12 protein-coding genes are annotated in these 14,222 nt (G+C 44.3%); all 12 read right to left on the bottom strand.

Going from position 1 to position 14,222, the window contains the following annotated elements; genetic code table 11:
- Nucleotides 1–17: 17 nt before the first annotated feature.
- Nucleotides 18–1,064, bottom strand: a complete 1,047-nt coding sequence (fliH, locus tag ACVBIK_RS01850; RefSeq protein WP_447161412.1) for a flagellar assembly protein FliH — start codon at nucleotides 1,062–1,064, stop codon at nucleotides 18–20.
- Nucleotides 1,064–2,110, bottom strand: a complete 1,047-nt coding sequence (gene fliG / locus ACVBIK_RS01845) for a flagellar motor switch protein FliG (protein ID WP_447168937.1) — start codon at nucleotides 2,108–2,110, stop codon at nucleotides 1,064–1,066. The genes fliH and fliG overlap by 1 nt, the downstream gene beginning before the upstream one ends.
- A complete protein-coding gene (gene fliF / locus ACVBIK_RS01840; protein WP_447168974.1) occupies nucleotides 2,100–3,800 on the bottom strand; it encodes a flagellar basal-body MS-ring/collar protein FliF in 1,701 nt (566 codons plus the stop codon). The genes fliG and fliF overlap by 11 nt, the downstream gene beginning before the upstream one ends.
- 42 nt (nucleotides 3,801–3,842) lie before the next feature.
- Nucleotides 3,843–4,175 (bottom strand): flagellar hook-basal body complex protein FliE, encoded by a 333-nt coding sequence (gene fliE, locus ACVBIK_RS01835; protein ID WP_439267775.1) that lies wholly within the window; start codon nucleotides 4,173–4,175, stop codon nucleotides 3,843–3,845.
- A gap of 766 nt (nucleotides 4,176–4,941) precedes the next feature.
- Nucleotides 4,942–6,294, bottom strand: coding sequence for a sigma-54-dependent transcriptional regulator (locus tag ACVBIK_RS01830; RefSeq protein ID WP_447161414.1), 1,353 nt, complete (start codon nucleotides 6,292–6,294; stop codon nucleotides 4,942–4,944).
- Entirely contained in the window at nucleotides 6,287–7,420 is a 1,134-nt protein-coding gene (locus tag ACVBIK_RS01825) for a sensor histidine kinase (RefSeq protein ID WP_447161415.1), read from the bottom strand. The genes ACVBIK_RS01830 and ACVBIK_RS01825 overlap by 8 nt, the downstream gene beginning before the upstream one ends.
- Nucleotides 7,421–7,954: 534 nt before the next feature.
- The gene (locus tag ACVBIK_RS01820; RefSeq protein ID WP_447161416.1) at nucleotides 7,955–9,388 is read right to left on the bottom strand and encodes a sigma-54 dependent transcriptional regulator; all 1,434 of its coding nucleotides are present in this window, start codon (nucleotides 9,386–9,388) and stop codon (nucleotides 7,955–7,957) included.
- 294 nt (nucleotides 9,389–9,682) lie between these two features.
- Nucleotides 9,683–10,084, bottom strand: a complete 402-nt coding sequence (gene fliS, locus ACVBIK_RS01815) for a flagellar export chaperone FliS (protein ID WP_447168220.1) — start codon at nucleotides 10,082–10,084, stop codon at nucleotides 9,683–9,685.
- A 6-nt stretch (nucleotides 10,085–10,090) separates the two neighbouring features.
- Entirely contained in the window at nucleotides 10,091–10,480 is a 390-nt protein-coding gene (locus ACVBIK_RS01810) for a flagella biosynthesis chaperone for FliD, FliT (RefSeq protein ID WP_447168936.1), read from the bottom strand.
- A 28-nt stretch (nucleotides 10,481–10,508) separates the two neighbouring features.
- Nucleotides 10,509–11,870, bottom strand: a complete 1,362-nt coding sequence (gene fliD / locus ACVBIK_RS01805) for a flagellar filament capping protein FliD (RefSeq protein WP_447168935.1) — start codon at nucleotides 11,868–11,870, stop codon at nucleotides 10,509–10,511.
- Between the two features lie 70 nt (nucleotides 11,871–11,940).
- A complete protein-coding gene (locus ACVBIK_RS01800; RefSeq protein WP_447168934.1) occupies nucleotides 11,941–12,348 on the bottom strand; it encodes a flagellar protein FlaG in 408 nt (135 codons plus the stop codon).
- A 177-nt stretch (nucleotides 12,349–12,525) separates the two neighbouring features.
- Complete coding sequence (locus ACVBIK_RS01795; RefSeq protein WP_447168933.1) at nucleotides 12,526–13,953, bottom strand: flagellin; 1,428 nt, start codon at nucleotides 13,951–13,953, stop codon at nucleotides 12,526–12,528.
- Nucleotides 13,954–14,222 lie beyond the last annotated feature (269 nt).

The following is a 14,222-nucleotide window of genomic DNA, read 5'->3' as shown; positions in this document are numbered from 1 at the left end:
TAGTTGCTTCAGTTACTTTAGTGGCTTCCAGCAGGCACTTGCTCGCTGTGTTCTGTTATTTGGCTTTGAAGTTCTGCAGCTTGAGTCTGATTGTCTAGCACCGCGGCCTGATTATCTATCACTGCAGCCTGCTCACCTAAGGCTTGTGCCTGTGACGCATCAAGTACTTGCTCGTGAGTCGCGCGGTTAAGCTCTGACGTCATTGAGGCATGATAGTCGGCGTGTTGCTCAGCTTTATGTTGCCTTGCTTTAAGTAACGCTTCTTCTTGCTGCTCTTTCATCTGTAAAAGATCTTGTTGGTGCTTATCAAGGTCAGCAAAAACATGGCCAATACGGGTTTCTACCGTCATATCAATATGACTTCGAACACTGTCAATAATACAGTCACCAGGGCTTAGACTTGGATCGGCTTCTATTTCCCAGCGGTTTCGTTCTAACTGGGCTTGAGTGTATAACTCGCCAATTAAGGCTTCATCGCTTGGAGTGACACGAATATTGACTCTTTGCTCTTTTATCGGCAAAGAATCAACACCTTGGCGTAGTGCCGATAAAATATGCTCAGGGTAAGTCTTAAGCTCATGGCCTATTACAGCCTTGGCGAGCGTCATCGAGGTGGCGAGCAGTTCTTTTTCAATTTCAGTATCTAATAATGCTAATGGCGCTTCGAACTGACTCAGTAGACTTTCAAAACGTTGCAGTTGTTCGGCTGCCGTTTTTAGCCCTTCTTCGTAGCCTTGTTGCTGGCCTTGAGAATAGCCTTCACCATGGCCCTGCTCTAATCCTTGTAAACGCCCTTTTTCAAGGCCTTCACTAAAGCCTTTATCCATCCCCTCACTAAAGCCTTCTTGCTCTGCATGAGCACGAATATCTTCAATCTCACTTAAGGTTGGCGGCAAAATAACTTCTGACTCAATGGGATCGTCAACCTGTATTTGCAAGCTGTTACGACCAAACATATTCAGCGAGGAGGGATTAATTTCTTGCCTAACTTCAGGCAGTTCCCAATGGGAAAATTCGTCAGTCGTATTCACACTGGCGCCTTGAGGCTCTTTAGGTTCTGTCATTATAGAAACTCTTCACCGCCTCCGCCGCCAAGCATGATCTCTCCGCTATCACTCAAACGACGAGCAATAGATAAGATCTCTTTCTGAGCGACTTCAACTTCACTGATCCTGATTGGGCCCATTGCTTCTAGGTCATCTCTAAGTAGCTCGGCTGCGCGTTTAGACATATTACTGAGTAGCTTATCTTTCAGCTGTTCATCTGCACCTTTAAGTGCCTTCATCAATACGTCTTGCTGTACTTCTCGTAGCAATACTTGAATGCCGATATCATCGACATCGCTTAGGTTTTCAAACACAAACATCAAGTCTTGGATCTGCTGCGCCATCTCTTCATCAGATTCGCGCATTGTTTCCATCAAGTGACTTTCAACCCCAGTATCGAGGTAATTCATGATATTGGCTGCCGCCTTCAAGCCGCCCATCTTAGCGGCTTGCGCCCCGCCTTGACCGGCAAACTGTTTCTCCATGATGTCGTTAAGCTCTTGCAGTGCAGCCGGCTGAACCTCTTCAAGGTTAGCAATACGCATCATCAAATCTAAACGGGTATTTTCTGGGAACTGGGCGAAAATCTCAGCCGCTTGATCAGGCTCAAGATAAGATAAAACAATAGTTTGAATTTGCGGGTGCTCATTTTGGATAATGGTGGCAACTTGACGCGCGTCCATCCACTTAAGTGAATCAAGACCTTTGGCGCCACTGCCCATAATAATCTGTTCGATTAGGTTGCCCGCTTTGTCTTCGCCTAATGCTGCTGTTAGCGCCTTACGCACAAACTCTTCGCTATTAAATCCAATCGATGAATACTTTTGAATATCATCTAAAAACAGCTTGTGAACACCAATGACCTTCTCTTGACCAAAGTCTTGCATCGCTGCCATTGCCATGCCGACCTTTTGCACTTGCTTTGGCTCTAGATGCTTTAAAATCGATGCCGCATCACTTTCACTCAGGCTTAGCAGTAAAATGGCGGTCTTCTCGATACCACTTAAGTCACTGGCCTTAAAGCCAGGCGCGGTTTTCGCTTCTACACTAATATCATTTGTCATCTTCAAGTAACCAGTTTTTCACAACTTGTGTCGATAGTTCAGGCTCATTTGCCACCAGTGCGCGGATCGCTTTGATCATATCATCGTCTTTGTGCAGGTTCGGGATCATAATAGAACCGTCATCGGCATAACTGTATTCCGCTTCAGGGCGCTGCAACATGCCTAAGGTATCTGCAGCGTATTGATCTTCAATTTCTGCTAATTCACCACCTACCGATGGCTCATCCGGCATGTTGACGCTATCTGGGTATACTAATTTTTTCAGCATTGGGCGCACTACAGCAAGGATCAATACCAAAACCACTAATGCTCCCAGTACGAGCTTTATCACACGCCAAAACCAAGGTTGCTCCCACAATTGAGGCGCTGGAGCAGCCTCGATAAGCTGATCCATAAATGGCACGGTAACCACTTCAATCACATCACCGCGCTGGGTATTAAAACCGACAGCACCTTCTAGTAAGCGGCGGATATTGGCAAGTTCTTGCTCAGTCCGCGCCACCCGGTTAACACTGCCATCTTCTGCCATTGGCGCATTTTTAAAATCAACAGCCACGGAAACACTGACACGACGTAGTGTGCCAATTTGCTGACGAGTATGGCTAATAGTGGTATCGAGTTCGAAATTACGTGTCGCCTCTTTATGGCTACTACCCGATGTTTGCTTTACCGATTCTGTTGCATTAACTTCTTGAGGAATATCTGATGCCATTGGAGGTTGATTTGATAAGGCGCCAGGGATCCCGCCACTAATGCCGCCATTAGAATTGTTCTCTACAACCATCTCGCTTCTTAATGCTGGTAAGTCTGGATTATAGCGCTTGGCAGTTTGTTCAACCGCGGTGAAATCCATGCTGACATCAACTTGAGATGTGAAGTTCTCAGGACCTAAGATTGGCATCAGAATCGACTCAACTTTATTGCGATATTCTGATTCTTTCTGCTGAACAATTTCAAGCTCACGTCGAGCAATAGCTGATACGCCGTCTTGACTGCCAGAATTAAGTAAGCGGCCGTTAGCATCGGTCACGGTGACTTTATTGGGCTCAAGGTTATGCACCGCAGAAGCCACGATATCGACAATGGAGTCGACTTCTTCTTGAGCTAAACCACTGCGCCTTGTACTCACTACAACCGTTGCACTAGGTTTTGAACGGTTTCTAGCAAATACGTTTTCTTTCGGTAAGGCTAGAATCACTTTTGCGCGGGTCACGCTTTTTAATTCTTCGATGGTACGGGCAAGATTTTGTTCTTGGCTGTGCTTTAAGCGCGCTTGCTCCATACGCTGACTGACGCCAAAGCCACTATCTTTAGATAAGAAATCATCTTTATTCGCAGCACTATCTAAGCCTTCACGACTTAAGATCATCTTTACATCTTGATACTTATCCTCGGGCACTTTAACCACGTCACCCTGGATCTCATATTTCACCTGATTTTTGTCTAAAACATCAAGTACCTGCACCATTTCAGCGGTACTCATCTGCCCTAGGGGGCGATATTCGGGTTCTTGAGCCCAGATCATCACAAAAACAGCTAAGGCTAGACAGATAGCAAGCGCCAAAATCATCGTCACTTGGCGTAACATATCGACGCCACCTAAGGACCCCATTAAGCCAGGCTTATGTTCTTCTTGAACACCAGATGTTTGCGGGTTGGTTGCTAAACCAGAACCTGTACCTACGACCATTTCTGTACTCACTATTGCACCCTGTTTCTACGTAATAACGGCCTAAACAGGCATACTCATAATTTCTTTATAAGCTTCTACGAGCTTATTGCGCACTTGCACGGTTGCTTCAAAAGCAACGCTTGATTTTTCTCTAGCGATCACGGTATCAGATAAAGTGACTGTGGTATCTCCCATATCGAGCCGAGTGGCGAGATTAGCAGCATTTGATTGAAGTTCGCTTACATTTCCAACAGCTTGCGACAGCAGCTGACCAAAATCACTACCTGAAGTATTTTGAACCTGGCGCGCAATGCCCGTTTGAATGCTTGAAGTACCAATTTGACCATTAAGTGACTGCATCTCTTGCAGTAATGAATTCGCACCAATTTGCATACTTAGCTCCCATGTCGTTTTCTTGACGAAAATGTTGATATAGCGAGATAAAGCAAATAGCTTGCCAGTTTGTAAAAAGAAGGGGAAGTGCCAAGAAGGACGCTACGCTGCGAGGACGTGACTGCGTCACTTCGAGAGCGCCACTTCGTGACTTCTAGGGAACGAGAAAAAGCCAAGACGTTAAAAACAGAGACGGGAAAACAATAGACGAACGGCCTGCGGCCTGACGGCACGTGACTGTTTGATTTAATTGAATGTCACTACGGAACGCTTCGCTTACGGAAAAGCCTTAAAAGATTAAAGCGACGGCATAAATGCCGACCTACTTTTAAAGAAGGTGCTAGGAAAGTCAGGTTCTAGGTTAAAGCTGAGACGGCAAACGCGAAGACGAACGGCCTGCGGCCTGACGGCACGTGACTGTTAGATTTAATTGAATGTCACTACGGAACGCTTCGCTTACGGAAAAGCCGATTAAAGCATAAACGATTTAGAGCCGAATAGAGCTGAGACGATAAAGCCGGAAAAGCTTGTACCGTCTCTTCCTAGCCCTTTATTAACGTAGGTCGGGATTTATCCCGACAAACCTTGTGTGTGCCTCCCTAATTGATGGGCTGAAGCCCAACCTACAAAAAATTATTTTATGTGCTCTCATCTCAGCTTGTACCTTCTCAGCTTGTACCTTCTCAGCTTGTACCGTCAGCGCAGCGTTCTGTGAGAGAGCCTGCGCACGTTCCGTCTTCCGTGAGCGAAGCGTTCGTCTTAGCTTTTAAGCAGGTATTTGAATTCCTGAGTCGCGCATTTTTGCCATCTTATAGCGCAGCGTTCTGGCACTGATGCCAAGTTTTTCAGCAACTAACTTTCGACTGCCATTACATTGAGTCAAGGTTTCTAAAATAATCACATGTTCTTGTGCTTTAAGCTCATCACCTAAACCTTCAAGCTCTGCGGGTTTATTAACAACTAAAGGTGTGCTTTCAGGGTTAAAATCTAATTCTACTGAATCGATAATAATGTCTGCTGCCGTTATTTCTTTTGCAGTGCATAGAATCAAGGCTCTTTGAATTACGTTATCAAGCTCTCGCACATTGCCAGGCCAGCGATGAGTCAATAAACGTCGTGATGCGCATTCGCTTAATTCGGGTAACTCACTGTAATTAGCAATCAATGCATGACGTTGCAGTAGATGCCTTGCCAAGGGCAAAATATCGGCTGGACGTTGATTAAGTGAAGGCCAGGTCAGCGGGAATACGTTGATACGATAATACAGATCTTCTCTAAACTCGCCCGATGTTGCCATGGCTTTTAAATCACGATTAGAAGTAGCAAGCACCCGAACATCAAGCTTTATCGTTTTACGCCCGCCTAAACGTTCAACTTCGCGCTCTTGTAGTACACGCAACAGTTTTGCCTGCAGCCCCACCTCCATCTCAGAGATCTCATCGAGTAATAAGGTGCCACCTTGTGCTTGCTCAAACTTACCTGGACACGCTTGATAGGCGCCAGTAAACGCTCCTTTCTCGTAGCCGAACAGGGTAGCCTCGAGCATATTTTCAGGGATTGCTGCGCAGTTAATCGCCACGAATGGCTGCTCGGCGCGTTGACTATTTTGATGAATATATCGAGCCAACACCTCTTTACCACAGCCACTTGGTCCCATAATCATCACAGATGCATCAGAGGCCGCTACGCGCTGCGCCAGAGCCAATAACGCCAAGCTCTTTTCATCAGCCACAATCGGTGTGCCTTCAGCAGCCTTTGCCGGCATATAGCGAGAAACTTGATTAACTAATACTTCGGCAGAAAACGGCTTTGATAAATAATCCACCGCACCCAACTTCATTGCATTAACAGCATTATCGATAGTTGCATAAGCCGTCATTAACAATACTGGAACTTTAGGATGGTGCTGCTGTAAGTAATTAAGCAGACCTATCCCACCGACGCCTTCCATCTGCACGTCACTAATAACCATATCAAAGCGTTGGCTTTTTAAGGTCAAAATGGCTTCTTCGGCACTGCCAACATCGACGCAATCATAATGAGCTAGCATCAAGGTATCGAGTAACGCTTCGCGCAGTGATGCGTCATCTTCTACCAGTAACAACTTACCTTCAGACATGCTGGCTCTCTCCTAGTACTTGCTCATTTTTGATGGTTGTCAGCAATGGAAACTTCAATGAAGCTGTGCAGCCATTGCCCGGGTGGCAACTAAACTGCATCTTTCCACCATGGTTACTCACTACCGACTGCACCACGGCTAAACCTAAACCTGTACCTTGAGATTTGGTAGTAAAAAAAGGTTCTAATACCTTTTGTTGCATAGCCGCATCCAGCCCCTTGCCATTGTCGATGACATCAAGGTGTAGAGCCGTATTAGTATCAAATGCATGTAACGTGATTTGGTTTGCGCCCGCTTCGATACTGTTCATCACTAGATTATTGATTGCTGAACACAAAGCGGCATCATTGGCTCTAATTTTTTGCTTTGATTCATTATTAAAAACCAACTTACAGGCCTTTTGCTCTGCGATTGGCTGGCAATTACTCAACACGTTATCAACCACTTCTTCAATAACAATAATATTATCAAGTTCTTGCTGACGTCCTTTTGCCATTAACAGCATATCGTTGACCTGATGCTCTAACTCATTAAGTCTATCGACAAGCTTACCTTGAAAGCGCTTTCTAGCATCATCAGATATCTTGGTGCTTGCAAGATTAGAGGCATACAGCAGTGCTGCACTTAACGGCGTTCTGACTTGGTGAGCAAGAGTTGCCACCATTTTACCTAACGCTGATAACCGTTGTAGATGGGACAGGTTTTTTTGCAGCAATCGCGTTTCAGTTAGATCCGTTAACACAATTAACTGCCCAGGCTCTGGTGTTAGCGGAGTAATAGCAAGCTTAACTCTACGACCGTTTCGTAAAGAAACCTCATGGCCATCATCATCTTGGGGTGAAAAAGCGCGATTTATTATTTGTAGCCAACGTAAACCTTCAAGCGGGCTACCGAGCAGTTCTATCGCGACGGGATTTGCATCGGTGACCATACCATCGCCATTTATAATCACCACGCCTGAAGGCATCGCCTGCAGAATATGATCCAAGCGATTTGACATATTCGCGGCCTGCTGCACATCAACCAGCTGTGGACGCTTTACAGCATTGACATCAACAACATGTGCTTTGCCAACGGCATCAGTCGCATTAGCTGTATCGATTTGTGGTTTTGGAATAGCGGACATGGTGGCCCCGTCAAAAAAACTGCATTTGAATGGGGTGAAGCAGGAAGTGTGCCAGTTGTTTAAAGCTAAGAAGGACGCTGCGCTGCGAGGACGTGACTATTGACTTTAATTGAATGCTACTGCGAGAGCGTCACTTCGTGACTTCTAGGTTCTAGGTTAAAGCTGAGACGGGCATGCAGAGACGAACAGCCTCAGGCCTCACGGCACGTGGCAGCTTGATTAAATTGAATGCCACTACGGAACGCTTCGCTTACAGAAAAGATTAAAACGGCGGCAATAATTGATATACAAAACCGAAAAACCGCGATGAGCCATAAAAAAGCCAGAAGACTCATCTTCTGGCTTATTCAAAAAAGTAGGTAAATATCGAAAGTTCACTTTGATTCAAACCATCTTAGCGTGATAAACAGTCTTTGCTTGTGTTTTTCCTAGAAGCGAAGCGCTCTAGCAGGACGAAGTCCGTCCTCGAAGTGAGCCTGCGAACGTTCCGTCTTCCGTGAGCGAAGCGTTCGTCTTAGCTTGAACCGGCTTTTATCAATCTTTACCCATACCGTATTTACGCATTTTCTCAACTAGCGTAGTACGACGAATACCGAGCATTTCTGCTGCGCGGGCAACCACGTTGTCTTGTTGATCTAGCGCTTGCCTGATCATATCAATTTCAAGCTCAGCCAAAAGATCTTTCAGATTAACGCCTTCCGGGGGTAATTCACTTGGAAAACGGGTTTCTGGAATGTCGATTGGCTCTTCATCATTAAAAATTGACGCTAAGGCATCGCGCTCAAGCTGCTCTTCACTGATCTCAACGCAATATTCAGGCACATCAATATGACGATACTTAATCGGTAAGTCATTTACATCGACTAATCCACCCGGATAGAGAATGGTTAACCGCTCAACCAGATTAGAAAGTTCACGTACGTTGCCAGACCATGAGTGCTCTTTCAACGACTCAATAGCTCGTTGAGTAAAACGAACTCGACCACGGCCTTCGTTATAAACGCGACTCACCAACTCTTGCAGTAATAGTGGGATATCTTCTTTGCGCTCACACAAAGCTGGCATTTCAATAGGGAAAACATTCAATCTGTAATACAGATCTTCTCTAAATCCGCCCTCTTCAATCATAGTTTCTAAGTTTCTATGAGTGGCAGCGACAACGCGAACATCAGCAGAGATAGACTTACTGCCACCAACACGTTCAAACATCCGTTCTTGCAAAACGCGTAGCAGTTTTACTTGCATCTGCAGGGGCATATCACCAATCTCGTCTAGAAATAACGTGCCTTTTTCAGCCAGTTCGAAACGGCCTTTACGGGCACTAATCGCGCCTGTAAATGAGCCTTTTTCGTGACCAAAAAGTTCACTTTCTAATAACTCGGCAGGGATAGCACCACAGTTGACCGGAATAAACGGGCCATCACGGCGATCGGAGATATAATGAATATTACGGGCTACAACCTCTTTACCCGTACCCGATTGCCCAAGAACTAGAACTGTAGCTTCAGAGCTTGCAACCTGGTTAATAAGGTGACGGACATTAGCAATGCCTTCACTGCGACCGACCAAACTTCTAAATAATTTAGTCTGATTGGCACTTGTTGGGATCTCTGGACGTTTAACTTGTCCATAGACCTGACAGAAATGAAGTAATTCAGTTAATTGCGGATAGTTTAATGGCTCCTCGATGCTTCCAAGAATATTCGACGCTTTCACGTCGCCTCTTTCACCGAGCAATAAAATAGGCTGCCATGGAAGCGCACTAGCCAAAGACTGAGTCAGTTCTTTCGATTGATTTTCAGACGGTAAAACAATCGCACGAAAACGCGTTTGCTTAGTATGCATTTCAAGTTTATCAAAATCGATCAGCTCGACTTGCTCACCTAAAAACTCAAATACACACGACAAGCGATTAATTCGCTCAGACTGGTTACCGATAAGTAGAATTCGTTGATCTGTTTGCATCATTCCGAAGGCCGTTAGGCTTAAATATTTCAGCGCATTAATTATTAGTGTTCGTTGCTTTTCTCAAGCCAATTTTTACAAGCCATTATCTGGCCGGTAGTTATCTAAAATTCATTCTCAAATATCTACCGAATAGAATAGTGTATTATCAGCCCGTTATTAGCAAGCCCCTGATGGATTTTATGAGGAACAGACTAAGTTTTAGGTTAAAAACTCTACTTTATAATCAGTAGTTAGACATATTATTGACAGGTGACAAAAAGGAGTGACGAATCACTCCTATTTAAGCGACATAATTTAGTTTTGCGAAGAGACTTCATGCAGCTCTGTCGGGATCGTATCCCAAGCTTCTTTAATGACCCTTAAAATATCCGTTGCATCATCAATTGCTTTAACGTCGTTATTGATATTGGCTTCAGAAATTCTACGGATCATAAAATCATATAAAGCGCTTAGGTTGCTAGCAACGTCACCTTCAGCCTCCATATTCAAGCTGCTGTTTAACCCTGCGACAATACTTATCGCTTTGCCTAAACTGACACCTTTTAGTTCTAGGTTATTCTGTTCGATGGCATAACGTCCCTGAGCTAAGCGCTCTAACGCTCCGGCAAACATCATCTGGATGACCTTGTGTGGTGAAGCTACAGCAATACTGCTATCTAATGAGACCTTACGATATGATTGAAGCGAACCTCTCATAAATACCTACCTATTTGAACCTATTGTCTTGTAAAGATTGGTTTGTCGTCTGCCCTTACGGAGCACCCCTAATAGAGCTTCCCGATCGGCAAGAACGTTACGTGCCCTTAACCCAAATTCCTGACTACTCTCAGCGAGCTTTTGTATGTAAGATCTGTCTAGCTGCTGTTCATCGCTGACTAACTGAGTAATCAAAGTTTGACGGCTACCAATAGTATCTTGCAATTTAGATACCAAACTGTCACTTTGCTCATCTTCAAACAGCGTATTTTCCAAACTATCTAACAATTGCGATAACGCATCATCCAGTTTTGCTAACTCGATGGCTCGTGTTTCAGTGCTTAAATGTGAGCTTAAATGTGAGCTTAACTGTGAGCTTATCTGTGAATTTAACATCTAGCGACTCTCGCTTTGGTTAGAATAACTATTTTTGTGGCACCATGCCGGGTAACGAATCAAGCCTTGAAAACAGATCATTAGACTGTTGATTTAAACTCGCTACCACTAAATCCATGGCATTAAACTGAGCGAAGAGTCGCTTTTCATATGCAGCCATTTTCATTGCTAATTGCTCGCGACTATCGGTAATGCGTGATATTTGGTTATCTAGGGTTTCATCACGGCTGTCAATCGTACCGCCAGATTGCACATAGGTTTCGACTAATCCATCGAGCCTTGCCGCAAGTCCTGTGTCTTCAGCACTGAACATCTCTCGAATTTGCGGCATATCATTGTCGAGCGCGTTATCTAATATTTTTTCGTCTATCTCAAGCGTACCTTGCTGAGTGGTCTTCACGCCAATATTGGCCAGCATGGTCGCACCCTCAGCGGTATCGAAACTACTGGACAATACGCCCCGCAGTTGACTCTGAATGCTGCGCACCATGGCATCACCTTGCAAAATCCCGGCTGTTTCAGTTTCTGGATCGTAACCCGATAACTCTGAAACTGTGCCCATTAACGCATTATAAGACTCAACAAAGCCTTCGACGCTTTTCTTCACCGAATCGGTATCAGGAGAGATTGTTAGCGTGGTGCTTTTAGCAACATCATCAGCTTTGAGGGTTAAACTGACGCCGGTAATGACGTTCTCGACATCATTACTGCCTGATGTCACTTTCAAACCATCGACATAAAGCACCGCATCTTTAGCCGCACTGAGCTCGGTCATGGTGAAGGTGTCAGCCAAGCCTGTGCCGCCATCGGTATCGGTCGCAGTAACGGTTATGTTATTGGCTGTGCCGGTTTCATCGGAGGTCATGACTAATTGTGGGCCATTGTCACCATTAATAATGGTGGCTGTCACGCCGACGTTGTCTTCAGCATCGTTGATTTTCTGCATCACAGTTTCGAGTGAATCACCCGCTTCGACCGCAACGATAAAATCTTTGCCATCGACACCAAAAGTCAACGAGCCCTCGCCTAATGCTGCCGTTGCATCAGCTACTGCCGCCGAGCCAATTTTTTGACTTTCGGCTAATTGTTCTACTTCAATTTTATAGCTGCCTGAAACGGCGGTCTCATCGGCAGTTGCACTGATAAAATCACTATTTGATAGTTTAACCTTGCGTGCAATAAAGGTATCGGGGTCAGTTAACTTCTCAAGACTGTCTTGAAACTCAGTAAGTGCACTCTTTAGTGAGCCCATACCCGATATTTGCGCGTTAAGCTTGCCCTCATTGGCATCAAACTTGGCAACTTTTGGATCATTTTCGACACCCACTAACGCCGACACAATGCCATTGATATCCATTCCAGAACCAATACCAACCGATGTTAATCCCATGACAACCTCAACTTAACTAAAACTAAACTATGAATACTGACTTATTTGGACTTAAACGTTAATAGTGCTATTAAACCTGAGTAGACATCAACAAGCCATCCATCTCAGCTATTTTTTCATGCAATTTAATGGCCAACTCTAATGCTTCTTCATTGGGGATCTGTCTGATCAGATCGCCCGTATCGATATCAAGTACACTCACCACTTGTTGCCCTAGCGATTCATCAATTTTAAATGCTAAGCCCTTACGCAGCATAGACATCATATCAGACAGCTCTGTCACGACCGATTCCATCTGTACAATCGACTCACCCTGCGAGGAATCTTTCGATTTGTTGCTTTTTTCGGTAGCATTAACCTCTTCTATAAGCGTATCTATAGTAAGGCCGCCAAGCTTATTTTGACTATCTTTATGGGCGTTAAGCGTGATATCAACAGCCATCGCCCCTAGTGCATTGTTAGTTACATTGACATCCATCACATCACTCCTGTGCTTTCATTTCCTTCGAGTTTCATCTCACAGCTACTTTACTAACTGTTATTCAATTAACGCATTACGATTAAACAATAAAGGGAGAGCCGATTCCGACCCTCCCTTTGATATCAGCGATACTGATTGCTAATCCTATTTAAATCCAGAGGCTTTACCCTAGGATTACAATAGTGACAATGCTGCTTGTGGCAACTGGTTAGCCTGTGCAAGCATCGCAGAAGAGGTTTGCGATAGGATCTGCTGCTTAGTCAGCTCTGCAGTTTCTTTAGCAAAATCAACATCTTGAATACGACTACGTGCATCAGACACGTTAGACTGAACATTACTTAAGTTATTAATGGTAAAGTTCATACGGTTTTGAACCGCACCTAAGTCGGCACGTTGACCATCAATACCTGCGATTGCGGCATCAATTACAGCTAACGCATCTTGTGCGCCACCCGCACTAGTAATATCCACGCCTTCAACGTTCGTCATTGATGAGTTGCCCGTAGCAGTTGAAAATACATCAGCATTCGCACCAGCGATTGAGAAATCCTTTCCTTTACCATTGAGCTCAATACTACCTACCGCAATTTGATTGACTGCATCTGCAAGTGTTGTAGCCTCACCAGCATGGTTACCTAAAGCTGCCGCTGCGTCACCAGCAGTATTAGCGATTGATACTGAGATATCATCATCAGAATTCAATACCAGCGACCCATCATCGCTTATTGATGCTGTAACACCAACACCATCCGTTTGATTAATGGCATCGGCCATCTTTTCAACACTTTGGTTTTCTACTACTACAGCTTTACCATTGACGGTTAATGTCGCACCTGCGTCATTTGAAATGCTTGAAAACGTTAACTCATTATTAACAGATGCTTCAACGCCTAATTTACTAGATTCTGCATTGATTGCAGCAGCAATGTCCTTAGAACTATCATTAGCAGAATACGCTATTACAGATGTACTTCCTTCTGAAGTAGACAAACGTAAATCGGTCTCAGCCGTTGTGCCATTATCTGTAGCATGGGTAACAAACTTACCTGTTGCAGTGCCATCTTTGCTGAAATCTTTATTGTAATCGTTAGAGCCTAATGACGATGAACTTGTATTTTTCAATGAAACAGATATTGTTTCATTGGCGTTAGAACCCACTTGAAAGTCTTGTGTGCCATAACTTCCATCTAATAGCTTCTGACCACCGAAAGAAGTGGTTTCAGAGATACGGGTTAATTCAGCATTTAGTGACGTAATTTCTTTTTGCATGGCACCGCGATCTTCAGCAGAGTTTGAACCGTTGGCTGACTGTAAAGATAAGTCTCGCATACGCTGCAAGATGTTAGTCGACTCTTGCATCGCCCCTTCTGCGGTTTGCGCGATAGAGATACCGTCGTTAGCGTTACGCATAGCGACACCGATACCGTTAATCTGGCTGGTCATACGGTTAGAGATCTGCAGACCTGCAGCGTCATCTTTAGCGCTGTTAATACGCAGACCTGATGATAGACGCTCCATCGAAGTTTGAACGTTAGAGTTAGCACTGTTTAGGTTGCCCTGTGCTCGCATTGAAGTCACGTTAGTATTTACTGAAATAGCCATTATTAATTCCCTCTTACCTTACTTAGACTGCACTAAAAACATTTGTTTAATTACAGTGTTTTAATTAATGCCTGTCTTGGTAAAGTCAGGCGAATCATCTTGGTTACAATATCTATAACGGCCAGTTGTTTTTAAGCTTTAGGCTTTTTTTTGATTTTTTTTGATTTTTTTTGATTTTTTTTGATTTTTTTTGATTTTTTAGCAAAATGGATTTAGCGATACACAAACTCAATAGGAATATACAGTTAAGAAGTCTTCACATGTAGGTA

This window comes from Shewanella sp. 125m-1 (assembly GCF_052977065.1).
Note: the sequence above shows the minus strand (reverse complement) of the source record. Positions and strands in the feature narration are given on the sequence as shown.